General features: G+C 52.3%; 23 protein-coding genes. 6 read left to right on the top strand and 17 right to left on the bottom strand.

Annotated features, from left to right (window positions below; all coding sequences use genetic code 11):
* Positions 1–3: 3 nt before the first annotated feature.
* The 5 genes from iscA to trmJ all read right to left on the bottom strand — a co-directional run bounded on the left by iscA (position 4) and on the right by trmJ (position 3,677).
* A complete protein-coding gene (gene iscA / locus A9180_RS03485; RefSeq protein ID WP_000028953.1) occupies positions 4–327 on the bottom strand; it encodes an iron-sulfur cluster assembly protein IscA in 324 nt (107 codons plus the stop codon).
* 16 nt (positions 328–343) lie between these two features.
* A complete protein-coding gene (gene iscU, locus A9180_RS03480) occupies positions 344–730 on the bottom strand; it encodes a Fe-S cluster assembly scaffold IscU (protein WP_000331707.1) in 387 nt (128 codons plus the stop codon).
* Between the two features lie 27 nt (positions 731–757).
* Positions 758–1,972: a cysteine desulfurase gene (iscS, locus tag A9180_RS03475; protein WP_001295373.1), complete on the bottom strand. Its 1,215-nt coding sequence runs from the start codon at positions 1,970–1,972 to the stop codon at positions 758–760.
* Positions 1,973–2,087: 115 nt separating this feature from the next.
* Positions 2,088–2,576 carry a Fe-S cluster assembly transcriptional regulator IscR gene (gene iscR, locus A9180_RS03470; protein WP_001241354.1) on the bottom strand — a complete coding sequence of 163 codons (489 nt, stop codon included), beginning with the start codon at positions 2,574–2,576 and terminating at the stop codon, positions 2,088–2,090.
* A 360-nt stretch (positions 2,577–2,936) separates the two neighbouring features.
* A complete protein-coding gene (gene trmJ / locus A9180_RS03465; protein ID WP_000940019.1) occupies positions 2,937–3,677 on the bottom strand; it encodes a tRNA (cytosine(32)/uridine(32)-2'-O)-methyltransferase TrmJ in 741 nt (246 codons plus the stop codon).
* Between the two features lie 118 nt (positions 3,678–3,795).
* Between trmJ and suhB the strand changes: the two genes are divergently transcribed.
* The 3 genes from suhB (at position 3,796) to csiE (ending at position 7,069) form a co-directional block, all read left to right on the top strand.
* On the top strand, positions 3,796–4,599 hold the full coding sequence (gene suhB, locus A9180_RS03460; RefSeq protein WP_044790284.1) for an inositol-1-monophosphatase: 804 nt from the start codon (positions 3,796–3,798) through the stop codon (positions 4,597–4,599).
* A 144-nt stretch (positions 4,600–4,743) separates the two neighbouring features.
* The gene (locus A9180_RS03455) at positions 4,744–5,598 is read left to right on the top strand and encodes an alpha/beta hydrolase (RefSeq protein WP_064526200.1); all 855 of its coding nucleotides are present in this window, start codon (positions 4,744–4,746) and stop codon (positions 5,596–5,598) included.
* Between the two features lie 190 nt (positions 5,599–5,788).
* Positions 5,789–7,069 (top strand): stationary phase inducible protein CsiE, encoded by a 1,281-nt coding sequence (gene csiE / locus A9180_RS03450; protein WP_064526198.1) that lies wholly within the window; start codon positions 5,789–5,791, stop codon positions 7,067–7,069.
* Here csiE and A9180_RS03445 read toward each other — a convergent pair.
* Positions 7,061–8,200 carry a 3-phenylpropionate MFS transporter gene (locus A9180_RS03445; protein ID WP_064526196.1) on the bottom strand — a complete coding sequence of 380 codons (1,140 nt, stop codon included), beginning with the start codon at positions 8,198–8,200 and terminating at the stop codon, positions 7,061–7,063. The two genes, csiE and A9180_RS03445, sit on opposite strands and share 9 nt — an antisense overlap.
* Positions 8,201–8,456: 256 nt before the next feature.
* Here A9180_RS03445 and A9180_RS03440 point away from each other — a divergent pair, with 256 nt between their 5' ends.
* On the top strand, positions 8,457–8,879 hold the full coding sequence (locus A9180_RS03440) for a DoxX family protein (RefSeq protein WP_064526195.1): 423 nt from the start codon (positions 8,457–8,459) through the stop codon (positions 8,877–8,879).
* A gap of 158 nt (positions 8,880–9,037) precedes the next feature.
* On the opposite strand, the gene A9180_RS03435 is transcribed toward A9180_RS03440, so the two are convergent.
* The 6 genes from A9180_RS03435 to A9180_RS03410 form a co-directional block, all read right to left on the bottom strand.
* Positions 9,038–9,910, bottom strand: coding sequence for an aldose 1-epimerase (locus A9180_RS03435; RefSeq protein ID WP_064526193.1), 873 nt, complete (start codon positions 9,908–9,910; stop codon positions 9,038–9,040).
* Between the two features lie 11 nt (positions 9,911–9,921).
* Positions 9,922–11,016: a zinc-dependent alcohol dehydrogenase family protein gene (locus A9180_RS03430; RefSeq protein ID WP_074399428.1), complete on the bottom strand. Its 1,095-nt coding sequence runs from the start codon at positions 11,014–11,016 to the stop codon at positions 9,922–9,924.
* A gap of 32 nt (positions 11,017–11,048) precedes the next feature.
* Positions 11,049–12,047: an ABC transporter permease gene (locus tag A9180_RS03425; protein WP_064526190.1), complete on the bottom strand. Its 999-nt coding sequence runs from the start codon at positions 12,045–12,047 to the stop codon at positions 11,049–11,051.
* A gap of 24 nt (positions 12,048–12,071) precedes the next feature.
* Positions 12,072–13,583 carry a sugar ABC transporter ATP-binding protein gene (locus tag A9180_RS03420; protein WP_064526188.1) on the bottom strand — a complete coding sequence of 504 codons (1,512 nt, stop codon included), beginning with the start codon at positions 13,581–13,583 and terminating at the stop codon, positions 12,072–12,074.
* A gap of 22 nt (positions 13,584–13,605) precedes the next feature.
* Positions 13,606–14,589 (bottom strand): substrate-binding domain-containing protein, encoded by a 984-nt coding sequence (locus A9180_RS03415; RefSeq protein ID WP_064526185.1) that lies wholly within the window; start codon positions 14,587–14,589, stop codon positions 13,606–13,608.
* A 96-nt stretch (positions 14,590–14,685) separates the two neighbouring features.
* Entirely contained in the window at positions 14,686–17,967 is a 3,282-nt protein-coding gene (locus tag A9180_RS03410; RefSeq protein WP_064526183.1) for a DUF5107 domain-containing protein, read from the bottom strand.
* Positions 17,968–18,084: 117 nt separating this feature from the next.
* On the opposite strand from A9180_RS03410, the gene A9180_RS03405 reads away from it, so the two are divergent.
* A complete protein-coding gene (locus tag A9180_RS03405; RefSeq protein ID WP_064526181.1) occupies positions 18,085–19,278 on the top strand; it encodes an ROK family protein in 1,194 nt (397 codons plus the stop codon).
* Positions 19,279–19,451: 173 nt separating this feature from the next.
* Here the strand turns inward: A9180_RS03405 and glyA are convergent, their stop codons facing one another.
* Positions 19,452–20,705, bottom strand: coding sequence for a serine hydroxymethyltransferase (gene glyA / locus A9180_RS03400; protein WP_000919159.1), 1,254 nt, complete (start codon positions 20,703–20,705; stop codon positions 19,452–19,454).
* Positions 20,706–21,034: 329 nt separating this feature from the next.
* Between glyA and hmpA the strand changes: the two genes are divergently transcribed.
* The gene (hmpA, locus tag A9180_RS03390; RefSeq protein WP_064526176.1) at positions 21,035–22,225 is read left to right on the top strand and encodes an NO-inducible flavohemoprotein; all 1,191 of its coding nucleotides are present in this window, start codon (positions 21,035–21,037) and stop codon (positions 22,223–22,225) included.
* Positions 22,226–22,268: 43 nt separating this feature from the next.
* Here hmpA and glnB read toward each other — a convergent pair whose 3' ends face one another.
* From glnB to qseE, 4 genes are all read right to left on the bottom strand, one after another.
* Entirely contained in the window at positions 22,269–22,607 is a 339-nt protein-coding gene (gene glnB / locus A9180_RS03385) for a nitrogen regulatory protein P-II (RefSeq protein WP_064526174.1), read from the bottom strand.
* A gap of 60 nt (positions 22,608–22,667) precedes the next feature.
* Positions 22,668–24,002 carry a two-component system response regulator GlrR gene (gene glrR, locus A9180_RS03380; RefSeq protein ID WP_064526171.1) on the bottom strand — a complete coding sequence of 445 codons (1,335 nt, stop codon included), beginning with the start codon at positions 24,000–24,002 and terminating at the stop codon, positions 22,668–22,670.
* Entirely contained in the window at positions 23,992–24,705 is a 714-nt protein-coding gene (gene qseG / locus A9180_RS03375; protein WP_064526169.1) for a two-component system QseEF-associated lipoprotein QseG, read from the bottom strand. Before qseG ends, glrR begins: the two co-directional genes overlap by 11 nt.
* A 164-nt stretch (positions 24,706–24,869) precedes the next feature.
* Positions 24,870–26,297 carry a two component system sensor histidine kinase QseE/GlrK gene (qseE, locus tag A9180_RS03370; protein ID WP_064526167.1) on the bottom strand — a complete coding sequence of 476 codons (1,428 nt, stop codon included), beginning with the start codon at positions 26,295–26,297 and terminating at the stop codon, positions 24,870–24,872.
* Between the last annotated feature and the right edge of the window lie 219 nt (positions 26,298–26,516).

Genomic DNA, 26,516 nt, shown 5'->3' with positions numbered 1-26,516 from the left:
GCATCAGACGTGGAAGCTTTCGCCGCAACCACACTCATCTTTGACGTTCGGGTTGGTGAATTTAAACCCTTCGTTCAGGCCTTCTTTTACAAAGTCCAGCTGCGTACCGTCCAGAAATTGCAGGCTTTTGCCATCGACCACGACTTTCACGCCTTTGTCTTCAAACACGATGTCTTCCGGCGTCGGTTCGTCAACAAATTCCAGTACATAAGCCATACCTGAACATCCGGAGGTTCTCACACCCAGACGCAGGCCAAACCCTTTGCCGCGGTTAGCCAGAAAGGTATTTACTCGCGCTGCTGCACTGTCGCTCAGTGTAATCGACATAACCAAACCTCAACTCTTATTTTGCTTCACGTTTGCTTTTATAGTCCGCAATGGCGGCTTTGATCGCGTCTTCTGCCAGAATAGAACAGTGAATTTTCACCGGTGGCAGTTCAAGTTCTTCAGCAATATCGGTGTTTTTGATCGCCTGTGCTTCGTCGAGAGACTTCCCTTTCACCCATTCGGTTACCAGGGAGCTGGAAGCGATAGCGGAACCGCAGCCGTAAGTTTTAAAACGCGCGTCTTCAATGATACCTTCATCGTTGACTTTAATCTGCAACTTCATCACGTCGCCACAGGCCGGTGCACCCACCATGCCGCTGCCCACGTTCTCGTCGTTGTTGTCGAAAGAACCTACATTACGCGGATTCTCGTAGTGGTCGATAACTTTTTCGCTGTAAGCCATTATAAATTCTCCTGATTCCGATACCGATTAATGATGAGCCCATTCGATGCTGTTCAGATCCACGCCCTGCTTGTACATTTCCCACAGCGGAGAAAGGTCACGCAGACGACCGATGGATTTACGAACTAACTCGATGGTGTAATCGATCTCTTCTTCAGTAGTAAAACGACCTAAAGAGAAACGGATAGAGCTATGTGCCAGCTCGTCGTTCAGCCCCAGCGCGCGCAGCACGTAGGACGGTTCAAGACTTGCCGACGTACAGGCAGAACCTGAAGAAACCGCGAGGTCTTTCAGAGCCATAATTAGCGACTCACCTTCAACGTAGTTAAAGCTGACGTTGAGAATGTTCGGCGCACCGTGTTCCAGGTCACCGTTCAGGTAAACTTCTTCGATATCTTTGATGCCGTTCCACAGACGGTTACGCAGGCCGCGCAGACGTTCCATCTCGGTCGCCATCTCTTCTTTCGCGATGCGATAGGCTTCGCCCATACCGACGATCTGGTGAACAGGCAGTGTGCCGGAACGCATACCGCGCTCGTGACCGCCGCCGTGCATTTGTGCTTCGATACGTACGCGCGGTTTACGACGCACATACAGCGCACCAATACCTTTCGGGCCATAGATTTTGTGGCCGGAGAAAGACATCAGGTCAACTTTCAACTGGCTCAGGTCGATAGGCAGTTTGCCCACGCTCTGGGTTGCATCAACGTGATAGATAATGCCACGAGCACGGCACATTTCGCCGATAGCCGCGATATCCTGCACCACGCCGATTTCGTTATTCACGTGCATGATGGAAACGAGGATGGTGTCGTCACGCATCGCCGCTTCGAGTTCTTTCAGGTCGATAATGCCGTTACGCTGCGGCGCCAGGTAGGTGACTTCAAAACCTTCGCGCTCCAGCTGACGGCAGGTGTCCAGTACCGCTTTGTGCTCGGTTTTGCTGGTGATGATGTGCTTGCCTTTTTTCTGATAAAAGTTGGCTGCACCTTTGATTGCCAGGTTGTCGGATTCGGTTGCACCAGAGGTAAAGACGATTTCACGCGGGTCAGCGCCGACCAGATCGGCAATCTGATTACGGGCGATATCTACTGCTTCTTCAGCCTGCCAGCCGAAACGGTGAGAACGAGAGGCCGGGTTACCAAAGGTTCCGTCCATCGTCATAAACTGCATCATTTTCTCGGCAACACGCGGGTCCACCGGCGTGGTTGCGGAGTAGTCGAGATAAATCGGTAATTTCATTGCTCTATAAACTCCGTACATCACTCAATGCAAGGAACCAGGCTACCGGCTGGATGTACGACCGTGTTTACGGAGCGCGATACGCCCCGGCCTGATTCTGAATACTTTTTATCTTTTATGCGCGCAACTTAACATCAATTGCATCGTTACGATTGCTGCGTGGCGCGTCGTGAGTATGCTGACGACCAGATACATCCAGCACTTCCTGGTTATTGACCAGTTCGCCTAAAGTAATGTTATTGAGGAAACCGGTGAGACGGTCGCTCAAATCACGCCACAGCGCGTGGGTCAGGCATTTATCACCGCCCTGGCAGCCGCCTTTACCCTGACAACGGGTAGCATCTACAGATTCATCAACGGCGCTAATCACTTCGCCAACGGCGATGCTGCTGGCATCTTTGCCTAACAGATAACCACCGCCTGGTCCACGTACGCTGGAAACCAGACCATTTTTACGCAGACGGGAAAACAGTTGTTCCAGATAAGAAAGGGAAATTCCCTGACGTTCGGAAATATCAGCCAACGGTACCGGGCCTGCTTCGGAGTTGAGCGCAACGTCAAGCATTGCGGTCACGGCATAGCGCCCTTTAGATGTCAGTCTCATGTCTTACTTCACCTCAAACTCGCCCCTGCCCGGGGTTTTTTATTGTAAAAGTGGGGGTATTGCATAGCAGGGTCAAGTCTGACATTCCCGAGTAAATTGGTCAACTATTTACTTGACTGATTTAGTCGGGTATTTAACCTTCAGTGCCATTTTTTATCGTGGCGTTTATACCTGTTGTCGGATGCGGCGTAAACGCCTTATCCGACCTACGACTTTGTACACTGTAGGCCTGATAAGACGCGTTAAGCATCGCATCAGGCAACCACTGTCGGATGCGGCGTGAACGCCTTATCCGACCTACGATTCCGTGCACTTGTAGGCCTGATAAGACGCGTTAAGCGTCGCATCAGGCAACGACTGTTATTCGGCCTTGTTACCTTTATTCTGCTGCTCAATAGAAGCCAGAATCCCGCGCAGGATATTCAACTCCTGGCTTTCCGGACGTGCACGAGTAAACAGACGGCGCAATTTATTCATCACCTGCCCCGGATGGTTTTCACGAATAAAACCGGTTGCCAGCAACGTTTGTTCCAGATGACCGTAAAAACGCTCCAGATCATCGACCAGCGGATACGGCGTCTCTTCATGCTCGACCTGCTCGCCGTTTTCCTGAGTCGCCAGCCAGGCCATGCGCACTTCATACGCAATAACCTGCACCGCCATCGCCAGGTTCAGCGAGCTGTATTCCGGGTTAGCGGCAATCGCGACATGATAATGGCACTTCTGCAACTCTTCATTGGTCAAGCCCACGCGCTCGCGACCAAAGACCAGCGCCACCGGGGTATTTGCCGCTTCAGCGACGCTTTTCAGACCACACTCGCGCGGGTCGAGCATCGGCCACGGTAACGTGCGCGAACGTGCACTGGTGCCAACCACCAGGCTACAACCGGCTAACGCTTCGTCGAGGGTATCGACGATGTGAGCGTTACCAATGACATCGCTGGCGCCTGCCGCCAGGGCAATCGCCTGCGAGTCAGGTTTCACCAGTGGATTAACCAGCCACAGGTTGGTTAACCCCATTGTTTTCATGGCACGAGCAACAGACCCCATATTGCCGGTGTGTGACGTCTCCACCAGCACAATTCGAATATTTTGCAGCATTGTCTTTCTTCGTCTAAAGATTATTCGTGCATCTTAACATAAAACGAAGACAGATGCCGATCTCGCTGCTATACTCTGCGCCGTTTTCCCGTTCTTTAACATCCAGTGAGAGAAACCGATGCATCCGATGCTGAACATCGCCGTGCGCGCAGCGCGCAAGGCGGGTAATTTAATTGCCAAAAACTATGAAACCCCGGACGCTGTAGAAGCGAGCCAGAAAGGCAGTAACGATTTCGTGACCAACGTAGATAAAGCTGCCGAAGCGGTGATTATCGACACGATTCGTAAATCTTACCCACAGCACACCATCATCACCGAAGAAAGCGGTGAACTTGAAGGTACTGATCAGGATGTTCAATGGGTTATCGATCCACTGGATGGCACTACCAACTTTATCAAACGTCTGCCGCACTTCGCGGTATCTATCGCCGTACGTATCAAAGGCCGCACTGAAGTTGCTGTGGTTTACGATCCTATGCGTAACGAACTGTTCACTGCGACTCGCGGTCAGGGCGCACAGCTGAACGGTTATCGTCTGCGCGGCAGCACCGCTCGCGATCTCGACGGTACTATTCTGGCGACCGGCTTCCCGTTCAAAGCAAAACAGTACGCCACCACCTACATCAACATCGTCGGCAAACTGTTCAACGAGTGCGCTGACTTCCGTCGTACCGGTTCTGCAGCGCTGGACCTGGCTTACGTCGCCGCTGGTCGTGTTGACGGTTTCTTTGAAATCGGTCTGCGTCCGTGGGACTTCGCCGCAGGCGAGTTGCTGGTTCGTGAGGCAGGCGGTATCGTCAGCGACTTCACTGGCGGTCATAACTACATGCTGACTGGTAACATCGTTGCCGGTAACCCACGCGTAGTGAAAGCCATGCTGTCAAATATGCGTGACGAGTTAAGCGACGCCCTGAAGCGTTAATTTCTCGGGCGGGTGACTTTCCTCACCCGCCCTCGCCTTTCAGGCGCTATTCTGAAATACTTTCTCACCGCTTTACTTTCCTTTGCCACTCTCCCACCATCTTTCCCCGATTAATGGATTACAAAGAAGTCGTAAGGAAAGGTCATGGTTCTGCCAGCGAACAAACGCGTTCTCAAGATACTGTTTATTCTTTTTATTGCTGCTTTCTGCGTTTATTTAGTGCCGCGCATCGCCATCAACTTCTTTTATTATCCCGATGACAAAATTTACGGCCCTGATCCCTGGTCTGCGGAATCTGTTGAATTTACGGCTAAAGACGGCACACGACTGCAAGGCTGGTTTATCCCTTCTTCCACTGGTCCCGCCGAAAACGCTATTGCTACCGTAATTCATGCTCACGGCAATGCCGGGAATATGTCCGCCCACTGGCCACTGGTCAGTTGGTTACCAGAACGCAATTTCAATGTTTTTATGTTCGATTATCGCGGTTTTGGTAAATCTAAAGGCACGCCATCACAAGCCGGGTTACTGGACGATACGCAAAGTGCCATCAATGTGGTGCGCCATCGCAGCGATGTAAACCCAAAGCGGTTGGTGTTGTTCGGGCAGAGTATTGGCGGCGCGAATATTCTTGACGTTATTGGACTGGGAGATCGCGAGGGCATACGCGCGGTGATCCTCGACTCCACATTTGCCTCTTATTCGACCATCGCCAACCAAATGATCCCCGGCAGTGGCTACTTACTTGATGAGAGTTACAGCAGCGAAAACTACATCGCCAGTGTCAGCCCCATTCCGCTTTTACTGATTCACGGCAAAGCTGATCATGTTATTCCATGGCAGCATAGCGAGAAATTATTTGCCCTGGCGAAAGAGCCAAAACGCCTGATTTTGATCCCCGATGGCGAACATATTGATGCCTTTTCCGATCGTCACGGAGACGTTTATCGCGAGCAGATGGTGGATTTTATCCTTAGCGCGTTGAATCCACAGAATTAACTTTATGGTCGAAACCAGATAAAACAGCAAGAAATCACTTTAATTGATGGCATTAAACTGCCTGGAAGTGTTTATATCGATAAAAATTCTGTGATGTTTGTCATCATTTCTGATGAATAGCATTCCAATCACCGTTTCCCTAAGCAAACTTTAGCTATTCTTATAAATTATGCTTATGGGAGATCTACAGATGATACCTACACTTGCCCCACCATCTGTACTTTCAGCTCCCCAGCGCCGTTGCCAAGTATTACTGACGCTGTTCCAGCCGGGGTTGAGTGCCACAGCGGCAACTTTCAGCGAGCTTAATGGTGTGGATGATGAAATTGTGGGTCGCGATATCAGCGAAACAGGACGGGAGATCCAGCGTTATCATCAACTCATCATTACAACTGGATATGACGGGAGCTACCGGATTGAAGGTACAATACTTAACAAACGCTTATGTTTATTTCATTGGCTACGACGCGCTTTTCGCCTTTGCCCGTCATTTATCAGCAACCATTTTACGCCCGCGTTAAAGAGGGAGCTAAAACGTCGGGGGATTGCTCGTAATTTTTACGACGACACCAATCTACTGGCGTTAGTTAATCTCTGCTCGCGAAGGCTACAAAAACGCTTTGACGCGCGAGATATTCATTTCCTGTGTTTGTATCTGCAATATTGCTTATTGCAACACCATGCCGGAATCTCGCCCCTTTTTAACCCGCTGCAACGCCACTGGCTGGAATCTTGCATTGAGTTTCAGGTTGCACAGGAAATTGGCCGGCACTGGCAACGGCGGGCGCGTCAACCTGTCCCCCCAGATGAACCGCTATTTATGGCATTACTTTTTTCCATGTTGCGGGTTCCTGATCCACTGCGAGACACCCATCAGCGTGGCAAGCAGTTGCGTCTGTCAATTAACCGTCTGGTACAGCATTTTCGTCAGTTGAGTAACGTCCGTTTCTATGATGAACAGGGGTTATGCTATCAGCTTTATACTCACCTCGCCCAGGCGTTAAACCGCTGTTTGTTTTCTATCGGCATTGATAACACTTTACCGGAAGAGTTCCGTCGACTTTATCCACGGCTCGTGCACACCACCCGCGAAGCGCTGGTTGGGTTTGAAAATGAATACAATGTCAGTCTTTCCGATGAAGAAAATTGTCTGGTGGCTGTGATTTTCGGTGCATGGCTGATGCCGGCAAATGAAATTCACGAAAAACAGATTATTTTGCTGACGGGCAATGACAGCGAACGAGAAGCGAATATTGAGCTGCAATTGCGTGAGCTAACGATACTGCCACTCAATATTAAGCACATGTCTGTGAAGACATTTTTGCAGATTGGCGCACCGCGCAACGCCGCGCTTATTATTGCGCCTTATACCATACCGCTGCCGCTTTTTTCACCACCGCTGATTTATACGGATCTGACCCTGACGGCACATCAACAGGAGCAGATCCGCAAAATACTTGAATCAGCATGAGGGAACGACTTTCGGGCGCAAAAACATTGCCGGCAACGCCACCAATGCCATCACCCAGAACACGCCATGCCCCAGATATTGATACAGGAAACCGGCGAAGACGGTCATGATAGCAATACTGCCGCCCATCGCGACGGCAGAATAAACTGCCTGTAAGCGGATCACCTCGCCCCCCTGACGAGCGGCAATGTAGCGCATGGCCGCCAGGTGGCACACGGTGAAGGTGCCGCAATGCAGAATTTGCACCATAATCAACCACGGCAGCTCAGTGGTTGCCCCCATAATTCCCCAACGCACTACCCCGCATACCGCCGAGATCAGCAACATATCACGGGCGCTACAACGGCGGAAAAGCTTATTACTCAGCGCAAAGATAATGACTTCCGCCACCACGCCCAGCGACCACAAATAGCCTACTGCCGAGGCCGAGTAGCCAGCCGCCTGCCAGTAAATGGCGCTAAACCCATAATAAGCCGCATGCGCCCCCTGCAACAAACACACGCAGGCCAGAAAACGCCAGTTCTGGCGAACCAGCGCCAACCACGCTGGCCAACCGGTGCTTTCCTGTTGGCGGCTTGCTCCTTGTGGCTGAATGGTCGGGCGAATCAGAAAACCGAGCAGCATAGATGCTACGCCCAACGTCAGCATTGCCAGAATCACCCGATAATCGAATACGCTGACCAGTTTTCCCGTTAGCGCCGAGCCAATGACAAACGCCACCGAGCCCCAAAGTCGCACTTTGCCATAATCAAGCGGGAACTGCTTTTGCCAGGTATTCGCCAATGCATCGGTCAACGGCACCAGCGGAGAGAAAAAGAGGTTAAAACCAACCATCACCACCATCAGCCACGCTACGTGCGCACCCGCCCAGAAGGCGATAGCAAAAAGTAGCGTCAGCAACGCCAGTACACGCAGCGCAGAAATCAGGCGAGAAGGATCGCTAACGCGAGGCGCAATTATCAAACTACCGAGAAAACGGGCCACCAACCCGGCTCCCAACAACAGGCCGATGGTTTCTGGCGTTAAGCCAATTCCCTTAAGCCAGACGCTCCAGAAAGGTAGAAAAATACCGTAGCTAAAAAAGTAAGTGAAATAACCGAGCGCCAACCAGCGCGTGGATTGCAAAACCATGAGTCCCTCCCGTCAGGAGGCGTTAGTCTGAGGTTAATCGAATGTTGTTGCAAGTTGAAAAATAAGAAAATCAGGGCCACTTCCAGTACACCATTCTGGAAAAAATTATCGTTAATACCGCTAACAAAATATCACCTACAGAAAATGCGCTGGATGCTGACCTGGATAATTACCAAATTTCTCATCTGCTGAGGCGTGGCGAGGTGCGAGTGTGTGTATTACGTTTAAATCACATTATCTTGCAAAGGGATTGGTTATGAACTCACTACGTTATTTTGATTTTGGTGCCGCCCGCCCCGTGTTGTTATTAATTGCCCGTATCGCCGTCATCTTAATTTTCATTATTTTTGGTTTTCCCAAAATGATGGGCTTTGACGGTACGGTACAATATATGGCCTCGCTGGGCGCACCGATGCCGATGCTGGCGGCAGGTATTGCGGTGATTATGGAAGTCCCCGCCGCGATATTAATCGTACTTGGCTTTTTCACCCGCCCGCTGGCGATACTGTTTATTTTCTACACGTTGGGTACGGCGGTGATTGGCCACCATTACTGGGATATGACCGGCGATGCGGTCGGGCCAAATATGATTAATTTCTGGAAGAATATCAGCATTGCTGGCGCATTCCTGCTGCTGGCAATTACCGGGCCGGGGGCTATTTCTCTGGATCGACGTTAAAAACATGCCGGATTCGGCGTGAACGCCTTATCCGGCCTACCGATCCAACACCGATTGTAGGCCTGATAAGACGCGATAAGCGTCGCATCAGGCATGGTGCGCCGATTGCTACCAAGTCGAAATTACCCTGTAGGCCTGTGCATCCGGTATTTTATAAATTACAGCAACTCAACCCGCAACGACATCTCTGAGGTTGTTGATTCCCCCGGCGCAAGCGCAATGAGGTCCCCCCCTTCAGAGCGATGATGGTCATCCGGCGCATGACTCATCGGCTCCAGACAGAAGAAATCAAACGCATACCCTTTATCAAACACCGGGTCGGAGACAAAGATGAAATAGCACGGCGCGTGCGGCGTCGTCTCCATAGTGATGGCGTAACCTTCCTGCGGCTGCTCGATGCGGGCCTGACCATTCCAGCCAGCAAAACCATTGTTTACCCACTGGCGCGGCAACGACGCGAGCTGGTTGAAATCCAGTTCCTGCGGTAACTGCTCGCAAAACTCACCCGCCAGCCACTGCTCCCGCTCCAGCCAGTAACCGCTCGCCTGTGCCTGAATCCGCGTTTGCGGCGACAACGGAAAATAAGGATGCCAGCCGGTACCAAATGGCAGCGTCTCTACCCCTTGATTGGTGACAGAGAGCGTGACCGTCAGCGTATCTGCCGTTAAATGAAACGCCTGACTTACCCGATAGTGATAAACACCCGTGCGATGTTCATACACCAGACACAAGCTATCATCGCTGCGCGTTATACATTGCCACTCGCCCAGCCAGCCGTCACCGTGCAGATAGTGCGCATCCCATTCAACATTCGGTTGCAGTTGATACTCTCGCTCCTGCCAGACAAAACGGTTACCGCTCACCCGGTTTGCAAATGGCACCAGCGGAAAACAAGAGGCATCGGTTGCCACACCGTTTTTTTTACCGGGACGTAAGAGCGGCGTCGTGTCACGCCAGAAACCTTCGATTACGCCCCCCTGATCAGAGACATCCAGCTTTAGCGGCCCGTGAGATAAGGTATAGATGGTCATCCGCTAACTCCTTAATCCGGGAAATTAATCACGACTTTGCCGCATTTGCCGCTTGCCATCAGCGCATAAGCATCTCCCGCCTGTTCCAGCGTGAAGCGATGAGTAATGGCGTTACGCGGCCACAGTTTCCAGTCAGTCAGATCGTGGGCGCATTTCTCCATATGGAACAAACTGGTCACCCAGGAACCAATAATTCGCCGTTGGTGGTGCATCAGGTCAGCGCTAACCTCGAACTCCACTTTTCCGGTTTCACCAATGTAAACCACGCGTCCCCAGTCAGCGGTGGATTGCAGTGCCAGTAAGCGACCTGCGGCATTACCGGAGCAATCGAGCGCAACATCCGCGCCGCCGTGAGTGAGTTCGGCGATTATCTGCGGCAAATCTTCAGTGGTTGCTAAATAACCGTGATCCATCACGCCTAACTGTTTCGCCATTGCCAGACGTTCCGGCAACATATCAACGCCGATGATCCGTTTTGCACCGCGACCTTTCGCCAGCATCATCGCCATCATGCCGACCGGTCCCAGACCAACCACCAGCACGTTATCGCTGCCGGAAACTTCACCGCGCAAAATCCCTTCATAGGCCGTGCCAACGCCACAACTGATAAACGCACCATCTTCGTAGCTCAACGCATCCGGCAGGAGGATCAGATCTTTTTCTTCCGCCAGCAGGTATTCGGCATGACCGCCGTCACGCTGCCAGCCGTAAGCCGCTTTTCCTTCGCCGGTACAAGAGATAGGAAAACCGCGGCGGCAGTTCGGGCAAAAACCACAGCCAGAAATGTGATACACCAGCACGCGATCGTCCTCTTTGAAATGGCGACAGCCTTGCCCCATTGCCACAATTTGCCCGCACGGTTCATGACCGTTGATAAATCCCTGGTATAACGGTTTATCGGGCGCGGCCGCCGTGGCGCGGTGCTGATGATAAATGTAGTGGACATCGCTTCCGCAAATCCCGGAGGATTTCATTTTGATCAGCACCTGGTTAATCCCCGGCGTCGGCACCGCAACTTCCCGCAGATCGACGGTCGAATTTCCTGGTAAATAAGCTGCCAGCATCGTTTTCATAAATCCCTCATTAACAATACGATTAATTTTCATCCCTGCCGCACCCGCGCCAGGGGCGTTAAGGTTTAGCGTTTCGCTTTACTGCTTCGCTGGGTCAGCAAGATATTCGCCAGGACCGCCACCACGATGATGACGCCGCGCACCACCTGCTGGAAAAAGGAGTTAATCCCAAGCAACACCAGACCGTTACCGATTAGCGTAATCACCAGTACGCCAAGCAGCGTACCGAACAACGAGCCGCGACCACCGGAAAGCGCCGTACCGCCGACCACGACAGCGGCAATAACATCAAACTCCAGACCGTTGGCCGCACCTGCGTTACCAGAACCAAGGCGCGCCGCCAGCAAAATGCCCGTCACCGCCGCTAATAATCCCGAAAGGGTAAAGATGAGAATGCGCACCCGACGAACGTTAATACCGCACAACTGCGCTGCCGTAGCATTACCGCCAACGGCAAAAACCGAGCGCCCGAAAGCGGTTTTGCGGCTGATGAACACAAACAGCGTAAACAACACCATCATGATCAGCGCGGATACTGGCACACCGAGAAATTGTCCCCCCAGCCAGTCCAGGACCTCGTTTTCGTCAATCGGCACTGGCAGGGCGTTAGTCATAAACAGCCCCATTCCGCGCAGGGCGCTCCACAACCCCAGTGTGGCAACGAAACTTGGCACGTTAAACACGCCGCGCAGCACCCCGGCGAGCGTTCCCATCAGCGCCCCTAACAGCAACACCAGCAAGCAAGCAATCGCCAGCGGAACGTCAAATTGCAGCAAAAACGCCAGGCACACTGAGACAAAAGCCACCATCGGCCCAACGCTGACATCAATTTCACCGGAGATAATAATCAGCGTCATCGCCCAGGCGGCGATCCCGATGGTGGCGGCATCGCGCAGCACGTTCATCTGGTTATTCAATGAGATAAAGCCAGGCGCGTTCAGGGAGAAGACCAGATACAAAATGGCAATCACCACCAGCAAACCAATCTCATTAATATGGCGACTGACAAATTGTTTGAGCGAGACGCTCTTGCCCTGCGGCAATGGTAATGACGAAGCAGACATCTTCAGGTTCCTCGGTAAAATTCATCAGTGCACAGACAGAATGGCGGACATCAGCTCATCCACATTGACCGGCGAGTGAAACTCCTGCGAGAACGTGCCGTGCTGTAACAACAGGATGCGGTCGCACACCAGCGGCAACTCCTCCACTTCACTGGAGATAAACACCACGCTTTTTCCTTCTGCGGCCAGCTCGCGGACAATACGATAGATCTGCTGCTTGGCTTCGATATCGACGCCGCGCGTTGGCTCGTCGAGCAACAAAATCTGGCTGGCGGCATAGACCCAACGACCGATCACCACTTTTTGCTGATTGCCGCCAGAAAGCGTGCCGATGGGCGTTTCGCTACTGGCAGCCTTGACCGTCATCCGCTGCATCACCTCTTCGGTCAGGCGGCGGATGGTGGGCCATTGCAGTACGCCGTTGGCGCTGATTTTTTGCCGATTGGTCAGTACCGTATTTTCGTCAACGCCCAGCCAGGGAATGATCCCTGCTTCTTTGCGGTTTTCTGGCGTATAACCAATGCCGCGTTTCAGCATGTCGCCGTAATCGGGGCGCGTGACTTTCTCGCCGTTGACAATAATTTCGCCCTGTTCATACGTCTCCAGCCCAACAATCGCTTTCAGCAATTCACTGCGTCCTGCCCCCAGCAGGCCAGCAATGCCGAGCACTTCGCCACGACGCAGGGAGAAACTGATCTCCGTAAGCTTTGGTCTGTGGCGTAACGCGCGAACTTCCAGTACGGCCTGGTCCGCAATCTCCTGAGCAGCAACCGGTGCAATATCAACGTGATCGCGTCCGAGCATCAGCGACACAATATGGCGGGTTGAGGTGTTTTCGAGCATCACATCGCCCGCCACCTGACCATCGCGCATAACGGTGGCACAGGAGGCAATGCGGCGGATTTCTTCCATCCGGTGGCTGACGTAAATCACCGCCACGCCCAGTGCTGACATCTTTTTCACGGCGCTTATCACCAGTTCAACTTCCGCACTGGCAAGCGAGCTGGTGGGTTCATCGAGAATGACCACGCGCGGCTCGCCCTTCATCACCCGCGCAATTTCCACCAGTTGCTTTTGCGCCGGACTCAATGTCGAAACAAGTTGTTCAGGGCTAACGTCAACACCCAGCGCCTGTAAGCAACGTTGGGCATCCTGCGCCATTTGCGGGTAATCAATCATGCTGTTGCGGCGTGGCCATTGACCAAGGCAGAGGTTTTCCGCCACCGTCAGCCCCTCCACCAGACTTAACTCCTGGTAAACCGCGCGTACCCCCAGTTCAGCGGCACGGCGAGTCAGCGTAGCTTCGTCACCTTCCAGTCGCGTCTCGCCAATCCAGATATCACCGCTATCCGGACGTTCGCTACCGGTAAGCATTCGAATGAGGGTCGATTTTCCCGCACCGTTTTTGCCTAGCAGCGCGCGAACTTCGCCTTTATTGAGCGTGAAGTTAACGTTATCCAGCGCAACGACGCCGGGATAACGCTTATTTCCTGCCACCACTTTTGCTACCGGGACTGCCTCTGTTGCCGTGAACATAGGGACCTCTGCGTATCAGCTATTAGGGCAGACCATCAACGTGCGTTGCCAGCCACTGTTTACCGTCTTCAGTTTTGGTATAGAGATCGATTGGCACCTGAATCACTTTTTCACCGTCGGCTTGTTTATTGATAACCTTCAATGTTTGCGCGAAAACAGCATTGCCCATTTTCTTACCAGAAATATCCACTACCGCTTTTAGCACCTGGTTGTTTTCCAGCTCCTGAGCAATTTCAGTGGTCATATCCGAACCGAAAACAGCAATTTTTCCGGCCTGATTTTGATTGCGTACCGCTTTAACTGCGCCGAGTGTCGCACCGCCCGATTCCCCCATAATGGCGTTGAGATCCGGCGTGGAGATAATCAGTTTTTCACCGACAGAAATCGCTTTATCTAAAACAGTCCCTTCCTGATTAGCGACAATTTGCGCACCGGGAACGCGGGCTTTTAATACTTCTTCAAACCCTTTACGTCGTTGCACACAAACTTCAAAGGCTTCGCAATTGATGACGGCAATTTTCGGCTGGTCAATTTTGTTGGCAATAAAATAATCGGCGGCAGCGTTACCCAGTTTTTTACCAAATTCCAGCGGATCACCAACCAGATATGCCGAAACATATTTATCGACACCCTTTTGATTAATACAGGTGTTGTAGCAAATTACCGGAATACCCGCTTCACTGGCGCGACGAACGGTGCGGCTACTGCCATTTTCAGAAACTGCCGACAAAATAATGGCATCGACATTACGCGCCACGAGGGTATCAACAAAGGTACTTTCTTTTGAAATATCGCCCTGAGCATTGGTTTCTATTAACTGTACCTGTACTGAAGAATCTTTTGCCGCATCCTGAACACCCTGACGCACTCCAGCGTAATATCCCTGGGTATCAAGGTATATTGCGCCAATGGTCATTTCTTTTTCCGCTGCTCTGGCAAATAGTGCGCTACTCAATAGCGTAGCCATTAATAATAGATTACGGGTTATTCTGATTTTTGTAGGCATAGTGCCTCCTGTAGGGTTTTTATTTACGACGGCTTATTCTAATTATTTAGTGATGAGCGGCAGCGCGTGCCGCTCAAATATTACAGTTAATAGGGTTTAGTGAACGCGGTTAAAAATAAAAGGCATCACGGTGGTGAATAATGCCGCTTTCGGCCAGGCTGGATTAATCGCAGTCAATTCAGCGCGAGCAGATTCATATTGCGCAATATCCCCTAATCCCGCGGCCGCCAGCATCGCCACCATCAGGCATTTTTCTTTATGCTGCTGTTGTAAATCGCCATACAGCGACAACAAGTCAGGTTGCGAGACGGCAAAGAAATCCGCTTCGATACTGGTTTTCGCCATCTCTTGCGCCCACTGTTTCATTTCACTAAACAGTTGCTGTGCGGTTTGTTGTTCGCCCAGCAGTCGCAGTGCCATTCCTTGCCAGAAGAGATAATCAACCGGCTGATCGTTGTAATAACTGTGGATGTTAATGGTGCGATCGCCGGTCGCCGCCAAACGTAAACAACGCGTCGCTTCAGTTTCATCGCCCAGGGCTTTTGCGCATATCGCCTGCCAGAACCAGATGTCGTTGTCAGTTTGCCCCGGTAAACGGCCTTCGCTTAAATTCTCCGGATAATGCAGCGCGGCATGAAGCAGTTCGCTGGCCTGCTGCGGCTGTCTGGCATCAAGATGCTGCCAGGCACGTAATAACTGGTTGAGGATAAACTGACTGGTGACCTTCCCTTCCCCGCCTTCCCACGGGTGGAATTTGCGCGTGGCGAGAATATCCGCCGCTTTGTTTGCCTGACCAGTGAGATGCCACAAATTGAGCAATTCTGCGGTCATGTCGTCGCGTTTCAGCGCAATTTCCAGATTATTTTCCAGACGCGCCAGTCGTTTTTCTGGTGCCGCGCCGATTAACTTATCCAGCAAATCCCGTTCAAAAAGTAGACGTGCATCCTGCGGCGCAAGCTGATAAGCACTATCAAGATAACGCGCGGCCAGTTCAGAATCATGCTGCTTATTCCACGCATGGATCGCCAGCCCGCGCCAGCCGTCGGCAAACTCCGGCGACATCTCTACGCAACGTTGCCATAAGGCAATGGCTTTGCCGTAGCTGCGCTTGTTGTAGTAGAAACAGGCCAGTAAATGCCGTGCAAACCAGCACTCTTCGATGCTCTCCAGCGCCGCTACTTCTTCCAGTGTATTAGGGAAACGGACAAACTGCGGGAAGACATCAATCGCTTTTGCGACCAGTTCGCCGCGTTCAGCTTTCGACAGCAAGCTGGCTTGCAGGTAAAGCGGCAGCGTACGCTGGCAGTCCAGTGCGTTCAGCATCTCTGCCGCCAGAGCAGGCATTCCCCAGTTAATCAGTTGCCCGGCGGTCATCAGGGCATTAACGTCGCGTCCCTGACACAGACCGCGCCACTGCGCGAGGGCTGATTCGCTACGACCATCGAACCAGTTCAGCCACCACAGGGTGGCGTTCAGCGGATAATCACGCAGCAGTTTCTCGCGCTGTAAACGCGCGTTGTCCTGACGACCGCTTAACACCAGCAGCAGGTTATGCAGGCAAAGTACTTCCTGATTGGTTGGGCAGGCGCGAAGACTTTGTTGGCAAAAATCCAGACCAGCGTCGAAGTTACCATTACGCGCCGCCAGACGTGCCAGACCATAATAGCCGCCCGCTTTACTGTTGCCGCTCCAGACCGCACGCCAGAAGTCCTCTTCGGCTTGTTGATATTGTCCCTGACGTTCGTAAGCACTGGCGCGAATTAAACTTGCCTGTCCGCACTGTGGGTTTTTGTTCAGCGCATGTGCGCGTTTCAACGCCTGACTGGCATACGCCACCGCTTGCGGGAAATCTGCACGGTTATATTCCAGCATCGCCAGCGCCAGGTTACAGCGATAATCCAACGGGTCCAGCGCCACGCCGCGCAGGTAGTAATCGAACGGTGAACGGCTGGCATGATGGTATTGCTCCAGATGCTGACCGATAAACCAGGCCTCATCTGTACTGGTAATGTCTTGCGCTGCCAGTGGCGCTTTGGCGACGTCCGGCAACGGCAATTCTTGCGGCTGATGTTCTTGATAACTCAGTACGATATTGCCGTCGGCATCGGAGAGTTCAATGGTCAGTCTGTCTGGATTGATACCGTGCAACACGCCCTGAATGGCGGTCGCTGGTGTCAGGGCCACGGCGTCGTCGAGTAACGCGTTGCATTTGTCGATTTCGCGGATCGCCAGGCGATATCCATTCAACGGGGAGATGGCATACAGCCCCCACTCAATCCCCCGCTCGCTACGCTGGAGTTTAATCACTGCATCGCGGGAGGCGTTTTGCACCATACCCAGAGAATGATAAGGCAGGAAATACTGCTCGAAACGCTTCTCTTCGTAAGCATCAAGCCAGGTAAAATCGGGTTGGTTATCGGCAAAAATGCCGGTCATCAGCTCGATATACGGGCCGTTATTGTCGGTCAGACTCTTATCCCACGCCTGGCCAAATTCACTGTGTCCCCAGCTCCACTGTTTTTTACCTGGCGCAATATGGTGGTTGGCAACGTGCAGCAAACCGCCATCTTCATCGTGACACCATGCGCCAACAAAATCGTACTGCGATTTTTCGGCCATATACGAAGTCGGCACTGGCACATTTTTATAGCGAGAAATGTCCACTCCAGCGGAGTAATCCACTTTGTAATAGGTGCCAGTGGCGATTGGGAAGGCAGACACTGCGCGTTTGCCGTGATCAAACACCGCAGTCACATCCGGTGGGAAAACGCTCTGATGCCCTTCGCCACCTTTCACCGCCGGGTTGGCCCACCACAAGAAATGACGCGGCGTGGCATTGCCGTTATAGACGCGGCTGGCAATCTCCAGTGCGGCACGGTCAGGGTGCAACGTAAAACCGGTCATCACCTGTAAACCATGCATCGGTTCCGTTTCGCCGACCCACACCGTCTGTGCACCGTCTTCATGGGCTTCGATGGTGAAATCAACGGGCATAAAGGTGGTCGGGCGATGGTGTTGTGGCCAGTTAAACTCAATCCCGCCGGAAATCCACGGCCCCAGCAGCCCCACCAGCGCCGGTTTAATGACTTCATTGTGATAGACAAAATCGCGCTGTTTCACTTTATCCCACGCGCGATGCACACGACCGCCCAGCTCCGGCAGGATCATCACTTTGATGTACTCGTTTTCCAGCCACACCGCCTGCCAGGATTTCAGGGTTTTCTGTTCGTTCAGCGTATCGGTCACGCCGTAGGGATAAACCGCGCCGGACGAGCCCTGATAAACGCGATTTTCCAGGAACATGGGATGTATATCCTGCGGCCCGGTTTCATAGGTCGGGATCTCAACGCGCTCTTGCCACACTTTTACTGGAGTCATGGTGTCCTCAATATTAACAAGACATACTGAATTAAAAGATTTGTGGCAGTGTATTGAACAATCTGGCAATGTTTTCGCGGAATAATCACGCAATTAACTAAACAAGGTTTAGTGAAGATGAGAGCCTGTATTAACAATCAACAGATCCGCCACCATAACAAATGCGTGATTCTGGAACTGCTATACCGACAAAAACGCGCCAATAAGTCGACGCTGGCGCGGCTGGCGCAAATTTCGATTCCGGCGGTCAGTAATATTTTGCAGGAGCTGGAAAACGAAAAGCGGGTGGTGAATATCGACGATGAAAGCCAGACACGCGGGCATAGCAGCGGCACATGGCTGATTGCGCCGGATGGCGACTGGACGCTGTGCCTGAACGTGACGCCCACCAGCATTGAGTGTCAGGTTGCTAATGCTTGTTTAAGTCCGAAAGGTGAATTTGAGTATTTACAGATAGAGGCACCAACACCACAGGCACTGCTTTCCGAAATCGAAAAATGCTGGCATCGCCATCGCAAACTGTGGCCAGGCCGCACCATCAATCTGGCGCTGGCAATCCACGGCCAGGTGGATCCGGTCACCGGTGTGTCGCAAACCATGCCGCAGGCGCCGTGGACAACGCCAGTCGAGGTGAAGTACCTGCTGGAAGAGAAGCTCGGTATTCGGGTGATGGTCGATAATGACTGTGTGATGCTGGCACTGGCGGAGAAATGGCAAAATAATTCACAGGGGCGTGATTTCTGTGTGATCAACGTTGATTACGGCATTGGCTCGTCGTTCGTGATTAACGAGCAAATTTATCGCGGCAGTTTGTATGGCAGCGGGCAGATTGGTCACACCATCGTTAACCTGGATGGCGTCGCCTGCGACTGCGGACGTTACGGCTGTCTGGAAACCGTTGCCTCGTTAAGCGCATTAAAAAAGCAGGCGCGGGTATGGCTAAAATCACAACCAGGCAATACTCAGCTTGATCCCGAAAAACTGACTACCGCGCAATTGATTGCGGCCTGGCAGAGCGGAGAACCGTGGGTCACCAGCTGGGTTGACCGCAGTGCCAACGCCATTGGTTTGAGTCTGTATAACTTCCTCAACATCCTCAATATTAATCAGATTTGGTTATATGGTCGCAGCTGTGCTTTTGGCGAGAACTGGCTTAATACCATTATTCGCCAGACGGGATTTAATCCGTTCGACCGCGACGAAGGACCGAGCGTGAAAGCGACGCAAATTGGCTTTGGGCAATTAAGCCGCGCACAACAGGTGCTGGGGATTGGCTATTTGTATGTTGAGGCGCAGTTACGACAGATTTGATGGCGCGATAAGGTAAAAAGGCTTCCCGAAGGAAGCCTTGATGATCACAAACGTAAGATTGCCTGATGCGCTACGCTTATCAGGCCTACACAGAGAATTTGTAGACCAGATAAGGCGTTCACGCCGAATCTGGCATAAAAAACGAGCACATTGTCAGCAAATCACCGTTTCGCTTATGCGTAAACCGGGTAGCGTGCGCAGATGTCGAGAACTTTACCTTTGATGCGCTCGATAACCGCTTCATCATTGATGCTGTCCAGCACGTCACACATCCAGCCAGCCAGTTCTTTCGCTTCTGCTTCTTTGAAGCCGCGACGCGTAATCGCCGGAGTACCTACGCGAATACCAGAAGTTACAAACGGGCTCTTCGGATCGTTCGGTACGCTGTTTTTGTTGACGGTGATGTTAGCACGGCCCAGAGCGGCGTCAGCTTCTTTACCGGTCAGGTTTTTATCAACCAGATCAACCAGGAACAGGTGGTTATCAGTACCGCCAGAAACCACTTTGTAGCCGCGCTCGAGGAACACTTCTACCATCGCTTTAGCGTTTTTCGCGACCTGCTGCTGGTAAGTTTTGAACTCCGGCTCCATCGCTTCTTTCAGCGCTACTGCTTTACCGGCGATTACGTGCATCAACGGGCCGCCCTGACCGCCAGGGAAGACAGCAGAGTTCAGTTTTTTGTACAGCTCTTCGCTACCGCCTTTCGCCAGGATCAGGCCGCCGCGCGGACCCGCCAGGGTTTTGTGAGTGGTGGTAGTCACTACGTGAGCATGAGGAACCGGGTTCGGGTAGACGCCAGCGGCAACCAGACCTGCAACGTGCGCCATATCAACGAACAGGTAAGCACCGATGCTGTCAGCAATTTCACGCATTTTCGCCCAGTCAACCACGCCGGAGTATGCGGAGAAGCCGCCGATAATCATTTTCGGTTTGTGTTCTTTGGCTTGTTTTTCCAGATCTGCGTAGTCGATGTGGCCAGTTGCATCGATACCGTAAGGAACAATGTTGTACAGTTTACCGGAGAAGTTAACCGGAGAACCGTGAGTCAGGTGACCACCATGCGCCAGGTTCATACCCAGAACGGTATCACCGGGTTCCAGCAGCGCGGTGTAGACCGCAAAGTTAGCCTGGGAACCGGAGTGCGGCTGAACGTTAGCGTAGTCAGCGCCGAACAGTTCTTTCGCGCGATCGATCGCCAGTTGTTCGACGATATCAACATACTCGCAACCGCCGTAGTAGCGCTTGCCCGGATAACCTTCAGCATATTTGTTGGTCAGCTGAGAACCCTGCGCCTGCATTACGCGCGGGCTGGTGTAGTTTTCGGAGGCGATCAGTTCGATGTGCTCTTCCTGACGTACTTTTTCCTGCTCCATAGCCTGCCACAGTTCGGCATCATAATCGGCAATGTTCATTTCACGCTTTAACATCCGCATCTCCTGACTCAGCTAACAATAAAATTTTTCGCCTGATTTTGGCGGTCCTGATGGACAACGGCGAACAGTATAACCGAATCATTGTGTGATAACAGGTCTTGACAAAGGAATTTACGCAAACGATTACCTTCAGGCTGTGCAAGGCTTTTGAGAATAAAGGGCCTGCAACCAGAAACGGATTTCTTTTCAGGTTTGTGATGCAAATTTTTCACTTCATCACATTCTTAATGAAAAACCCCCAAAGAACCATTTACATTGCAGGGCTATTTTTTATAAGATGCATTTGAGATACATCAATTAAGATGCAAAAAAAGGAAGACCATATGCTTGACGCTCAAACCATCGCTACAGTAAAAGCCACCATCCCTTTGCTGGTGGAAACAGGGCCGAAATTAACCGCCCATTTCTACGACCGTATGTTTACTCATAACCCAGAACTCAAAGAAATTTTTAATATGAGTAACCAGCGTAATGGCGATCAACGTGAAGCCTTGTTTAACGCTATTGCCGCCTACGCCAGCAATATCGAAAACCTGCCTGCGCTGCTGCCTGCGGTAGAAAAAATCGCCCAGAAGCACACCAGTTTCCAGATCAAACCGGAACAGTACAACATCGTCGGCGAACACCTGTTAGCGACCCTGGACGAAATGTTCAGCCCGGGCCAGGAAGTGCTGGACGCGTGGGGTAAAGCCTATGGCGTACTGGCTAATGTATTTATCAATCGCGAGGCAGAAATCTATAACGAAAACGCCAGCAAAGCCGGTGGCTGGGAAGGTACACGCGATTTCCGCATTGTGGCTAAAACACCGCGCAGCGCATTGATCACCAGCTTCGAACTGGAACCGGTCGACGGTGGCGCAGTGGCAGAATACCGTCCGGGGCAATATCTCGGCGTCTGGCTGAAACCGGAAGGTTTCCCGCATCAGGAAATTCGTCAGTACTCTTTGACCCGTAAACCTGATGGCAAAGGCTATCGTATTGCGGTGAAACGCGAAGATGGCGGCCAGGTATCCAACTGGCTGCACAACCACGCCAACGTTGGCGATGTTGTGAAACTGGTGGCTCCGGCGGGTGATTTCTTTATGGATGTGACAGATGACACGCCGGTAACACTGATCTCTGCGGGCGTAGGGCAAACGCCAATGCTGGCGATGCTCGACACGTTGGCAAAAGCAGGCCATAGCGCCCAGGTGAACTGGTTCCATGCGGCAGAAAATGGCGATGTTCACGCCTTTGCTGATGAAGTTAAGGAACTGGGGCAAGCACTGCCGCGCTTTACCGCGCACACCTGGTATCGCCAGCCGAGCGAAGCCGATCGCGCGAAAGGTCAGTTTGACAGTGAAGGTCTGATGGATTTGAGCAAACAGGAAGGTGCGTTCAGCAATCCGGCAATGCAGTTCTATCTCTGCGGTCCGGTCGGCTTCATGCAGTTTGCCGCGAAACAGTTAGTGGACCTGGGTGTGAAGCAGGAAAACATTCATTACGAATGCTTTGGCCCGCATAAAGTGCTGTGATTTGATGTTGCCGGATGGAGACATCCGGCAACCATAACGCGGTTTAAATTGCCGCGTCGTCCTCTTCACCGGTACGGATACGAACGACCCGTGCCACGTCAAAGACGAAAATTTTACCATCACCAATTTTGCCGGTTTGCGCCGTGCGAATAATCGTGTCTACACAGGTATCCACAATGTCGTCCGGTACGACGATCTCAATTTTCACCTTCGGCAGAAAATCCACCATATATTCCGCACCGCGGTACAGCTCAGTGTGGCCTTTCTGGCGACCAAAGCCTTTCACTTCGGTCACGGTCATGCCGGTAATACCGACTTCGGCCAGTGCTTCGCGGACATCGTCCAGCTTGAAGGGTTTAATAATCGCATCAATCTTTTTCATGCTATTCCTTGAAAAGGTCGCCTGTCTTTTGATCTGCTAAACGTAACACATTACGCCGATTCATTCCTTGAAATCGTTTGCATCCAGCTCGTGTCGGGAAAGCAGTTTATAAAATTCTGTCCGGTTGCGCCCCGCCATTCTCGCCGCATGAGTGACATTACCTTTGGTGATTTGCAACAACTTGCGTAAGTAGTTGAGTTCAAACTGGTTACGTGCCTCAACAAAGGTGGGCAGCGCCGTGTTTTCGCCCTCCAGCGCCTGCTCTACTAACGCATCACTAATCACCGGCGATGAGGTCAGCGCCACACACTGTTCAATCACGTTCACCAACTGGCGCACATTGCCTGGCCAGCTGGCGGTCATCAGGCGTTTCATCGCATCGGTAGAAAACGCGCGGACAAATGGTTTATGTCGCTCTGCCGCCTGGCGCAACAAGTGATTTGCCAGCAGCGGAATGTCTTCCGTGCGCTCCGCCAGCGCCGGAATTTTCAGGCTGACAACGTTGAGGCGATAATAAAGATCTTCGCGAAACTCCCCGCGCGCCATCGCTTTTGGCAGGTCGCGGTGAGTCGCTGAAATAATCCGCACGTCGATATCAATATCGCGGTTGCTGCCCAACGGACGTACTTTGCGCTCCTGCAATACGCGAAGCAGTTTGACCTGCAAAGGTGCGGGCATATCGCCAATCTCATCGAGAAACAGCGTACCGCCTTCCGCCGCCTGAAATAAGCCCTCGCGATTGCTGACGGCACCAGTAAACGCGCCGCGTGCATGACCAAACAACTCCGACTCCAGCAACTGTTCAGGCAATGCGCCACAGTTAATAGCAATAAACGGCTTGCTGTTGCGCGGGCTGGCGTTGTGAATTGCCTGGGCGAAAATCTCTTTCCCGGTGCCGCTCTGACCGTTAATCAAAACACTAACATCTGATTGCGCCACCAGCCGCGCCTGTTCCAGCAAGCGCAGCATCAGCGGACTACGAGTGACAATCGCCTCGCGCCAACGTTCGTCAGTGGCTGGGGCGGATTGCTCCAGCGCATCATCAATTGCCTGATATAGCGCGTCTTTATCGACGGGCTTGGTGAGGAAACTAAACACGCCCTGCTGTGTCGCTGCTACGGCATCGGGAATAGAACCATGCGCGGTGAGGATGATTACCGGCATACCTGGCTGCACTTTCTGGATTTCAGCAAACAGTTGCATACCATCCATTTCATCCATCCGCAGGTCGCTGATGACTAAATCCACTTTTTCACGATTCAGTATCCGTAATCCCTCGGCACCACTTTCTGCTGTAACCACGCTATAACCTTCACTGGTCAGGCGCAGACCAAGCAATTTCAGCAATCCCGGATCGTCATCGACCAATAATAAATGCGCAGGTTTATGGCTCATCAGGGGTGACCTCATTGGTGGATGGCGCGTTTTTTTCACTCTCGTGCGGCGTGTCCGGTGGGAAATTTCCGGCCGGTTTGCGGGTCGAGAGTTGGCGCTCAATATCCGTCAGGTTCTCCAGCTTGCGGGTGGTGAGTTCCAGCTGTTGCTGTAGAACGTGATGTTGCTGGCGCAAGGCGTCCAGTTCGCTGTCGCTGGACTGCTGGAGTTTGCTGTAACGTTGGCGTTCTTCCGCCAGTTGCAGTTGCAGCGCCTGTCCGTCGCGCCAGAGTTGATACAAAGGGCGAACCTGCGCCGGGATCTCAGTACTTAACGCATCAATGCGCGCGACCAGTTGGCGGCGCTCAAAAGGCGTGATTTTGGCATCGGCGAGCAAAATCCCCTGCTTAAAGGTATTTTGCCAGCTGCCATCACCATACTTACGCGCTTCCTGACGCGACTGCGCTGGCATTAAGCGGTTGGCGCAATCCATCGCCCGTAGCCAGTAAAGCGGGTTAGTTTCGGTTGATTTACCTTGCAGCGTCCAGATGTCGCTACATTCAGTAGGAAGATAATCAGCCAGTTGATAAACCGGAATTTTTTCTTCTACTGGCGCATTAATAGCTGGCTTATTGTGATTCTGCACGCAGCCCAGCAGCGCCAGACAAGGCAACCCCGCCAGCCACAGCCGTCGGGGTAAAAATCGTTGAAAAATGTGTCGCATATTCACCAGACTTAAAGCCTATCCCAGTGGGCGTAATTGTTGCAGGCAGTTTGGACATGGACAGCGCGGAGAAACCGGAGCGTACATGTCGTACGTGAAGATTTCGAGCACTGCCCGGGGCCAAACTGGCAAATAAAATAGCCTGATGGGATAGGCTGTTAGCATTATTTCGTGTTTTTCGACGACGGTAATTCAATGCGGAAACAAACATCTTGCCCGCTCTCGTCGACCAGATACAGTTCCCCTTGCATACGGCGAATACAATCCCTGGCAATGCTTAATCCCAGACCGCTGCCCTTCACCGCCCCTTTTCGCTGGTGGCTTCCCTGAAAAAAGGGTTCGAAGATCATGGCGCGTTCCTCTTGCGGAATGGGCGTGCCTGTATTGATGACATCAATATAAACCCGCGCACCATGTAAACTGCTGCGAAGGCAAATGTTACCGGATTCAGCCCCGTAGTGCACCGCATTGGAGTAAAGATTATCCAGTACGCTCATCAGCAGCATTGGCTCCGCCAGGCAAGCTGTTGCTTTGAGATCAACGTCGGTATGCATCATTTTAGCCCGTGCGGGCAGGCTATGAGCAGAAACTACTGTCTCCACCAGCGGTGCTAACTCAACATTCTCCAGTTCCACCGCACTGTCCGCCTGTTTGCGGTTGTAATCAAGCAGTTGTTCGATCAGCTTTTGCAAATTGCGGCTGCTGCTATCAAGAATGCTCACCACCTCTTTTTGTTCCGGCGTGAGCGTCCCGACGACCTGGTCAGCCAATAATTCAGTACCCTCACGCATACTCGCCAACGGCGTTTTTAATTCATGAGATAAATGTCTTAAAAACTGATGGCGTTGGGATTCAAGCCATGACAGGCGTTCGCTTAACCAGAGAATACGCTGCCCGACCGAACGTAACTCACTCGGGCCGCTGAACGAGATGCTATTCCCCAGAGAACGCCCTTCCCCCAGACGGTTGATCATCCGTTCGATATTTTTCACCGGGCCGATAATCATTCGGGTGAAAAGCAGCACCATTACCAGACTCACCAGGAACAACACCAGTGACTGCCAGCCGAAATACTGTCCGCGTTCGGCTATCTCTCGCTGAAGTTGCTGCCCGCGTGAGAACACCACGGTGCGCGTGGCCTGTACCATTTCGGCATTGGCATTGGCAAAGGCTTCCAGACGCGCGGCAGCCGCCGCATCCGGCCCACTGTTGTTACACTGGAGTTGGGCCAGATTGTTCAAGTCCTGACGTAATGCCTGGTAGAGTTTATCGTCTGGCAGCACGCCTGCGTGGGCATCGAGCATTTCGCTGTAACGTTTACGCTGGCTTTGATAGACCTTTGCCAGGGTGGGATCATCCAGCACGCAATACTGACGGTAGCTACGCTCCATCTCCAGCGCCGCATTAGTCATTGCCTCACTGCGCCGGGCGTCAATAAGCGTTGTGCGATTGACCAGCGCCGCCTGATCGCTAAGTGCATTAAGGCTTTGCCAGGCTTGCCATGCCAGTACCAGCAGAGGCAGCAGAATCAGCAAGAATGCCAGCATGACTAATTGTCGTAATGAACGGGGAAAAACGGGCCAGCGTTTCAAGGTGTTACTCTCGTCAGACGCGAATAGCCTGATGCTAACCGAGGGGGAGTTCAGATACAACAAAGCCGGGAATTACCCGGCTTTGTTGTGGAATAAGGCGGTGCCTAACTCGACGTTTCGCCCGATGGTTGATATAGCTACGCTGATATCAGAAGTTGGACGGCAGGCACCTTGTTGTGCGTCATTCGAATTTTATGTAGCACGTCCCGAAGGGGCTGA

The organism is Escherichia sp. B1147, assembly GCF_001660175.1.
In the GTDB taxonomy this organism is placed as follows: Bacteria; Pseudomonadota; Gammaproteobacteria; order Enterobacterales; family Enterobacteriaceae; genus Escherichia; species Escherichia whittamii.
Note: the sequence above shows the minus strand (reverse complement) of the source record. Positions and strands in the feature narration are given on the sequence as shown.

Coding starts and splice junctions, on each gene's coding strand:
- iscR (WP_001241354.1), bottom strand. CDS start 2,576: ATGAGACTGACATCTAAAGGGCGCTATGCCGTGACCGCAATGCTTGAC.
- csiE (WP_064526198.1), top strand. CDS start 5,789: ATGATACCTACACTTGCCCCACCATCTGTACTTTCAGCTCCCCAGCGC.
- trmJ (WP_000940019.1), bottom strand. CDS start 3,677: ATGCTGCAAAATATTCGAATTGTGCTGGTGGAGACGTCACACACCGGC.
- iscU (WP_000331707.1), bottom strand. CDS start 730: ATGGCTTACAGCGAAAAAGTTATCGACCACTACGAGAATCCGCGTAAT.
- iscA (WP_000028953.1), bottom strand. CDS start 327: ATGTCGATTACACTGAGCGACAGTGCAGCAGCGCGAGTAAATACCTTT.
- glnB (WP_064526174.1), bottom strand. CDS start 22,607: ATGAAAAAGATTGATGCGATTATTAAACCCTTCAAGCTGGACGATGTC.
- A9180_RS03425 (WP_064526190.1), bottom strand. CDS start 12,047: ATGTCTGCTTCGTCATTACCATTGCCGCAGGGCAAGAGCGTCTCGCTC.
- A9180_RS03410 (WP_064526183.1), bottom strand. CDS start 17,967: ATGACTCCAGTAAAAGTGTGGCAAGAGCGCGTTGAGATCCCGACCTAT.
- suhB (WP_044790284.1), top strand. CDS start 3,796: ATGCATCCGATGCTGAACATCGCCGTGCGCGCAGCGCGCAAGGCGGGT.
- qseG (WP_064526169.1), bottom strand. CDS start 24,705: ATGCGACACATTTTTCAACGATTTTTACCCCGACGGCTGTGGCTGGCG.
- glrR (WP_064526171.1), bottom strand. CDS start 24,002: ATGAGCCATAAACCTGCGCATTTATTATTGGTCGATGACGATCCGGGA.
- glyA (WP_000919159.1), bottom strand. CDS start 20,705: ATGTTAAAGCGTGAAATGAACATTGCCGATTATGATGCCGAACTGTGG.
- A9180_RS03430 (WP_074399428.1), bottom strand. CDS start 11,016: ATGAAAATTAATCGTATTGTTAATGAGGGATTTATGAAAACGATGCTG.
- iscS (WP_001295373.1), bottom strand. CDS start 1,972: ATGAAATTACCGATTTATCTCGACTACTCCGCAACCACGCCGGTGGAC.
- A9180_RS03445 (WP_064526196.1), bottom strand. CDS start 8,200: ATGGTTTTGCAATCCACGCGCTGGTTGGCGCTCGGTTATTTCACTTAC.
- A9180_RS03415 (WP_064526185.1), bottom strand. CDS start 14,589: ATGCCTACAAAAATCAGAATAACCCGTAATCTATTATTAATGGCTACG.
- A9180_RS03405 (WP_064526181.1), top strand. CDS start 18,085: ATGAGAGCCTGTATTAACAATCAACAGATCCGCCACCATAACAAATGC.
- A9180_RS03435 (WP_064526193.1), bottom strand. CDS start 9,910: ATGACCATCTATACCTTATCTCACGGGCCGCTAAAGCTGGATGTCTCT.
- A9180_RS03440 (WP_064526195.1), top strand. CDS start 8,457: ATGAACTCACTACGTTATTTTGATTTTGGTGCCGCCCGCCCCGTGTTG.
- A9180_RS03420 (WP_064526188.1), bottom strand. CDS start 13,583: ATGTTCACGGCAACAGAGGCAGTCCCGGTAGCAAAAGTGGTGGCAGGA.
- hmpA (WP_064526176.1), top strand. CDS start 21,035: ATGCTTGACGCTCAAACCATCGCTACAGTAAAAGCCACCATCCCTTTG.
- A9180_RS03455 (WP_064526200.1), top strand. CDS start 4,744: ATGGTTCTGCCAGCGAACAAACGCGTTCTCAAGATACTGTTTATTCTT.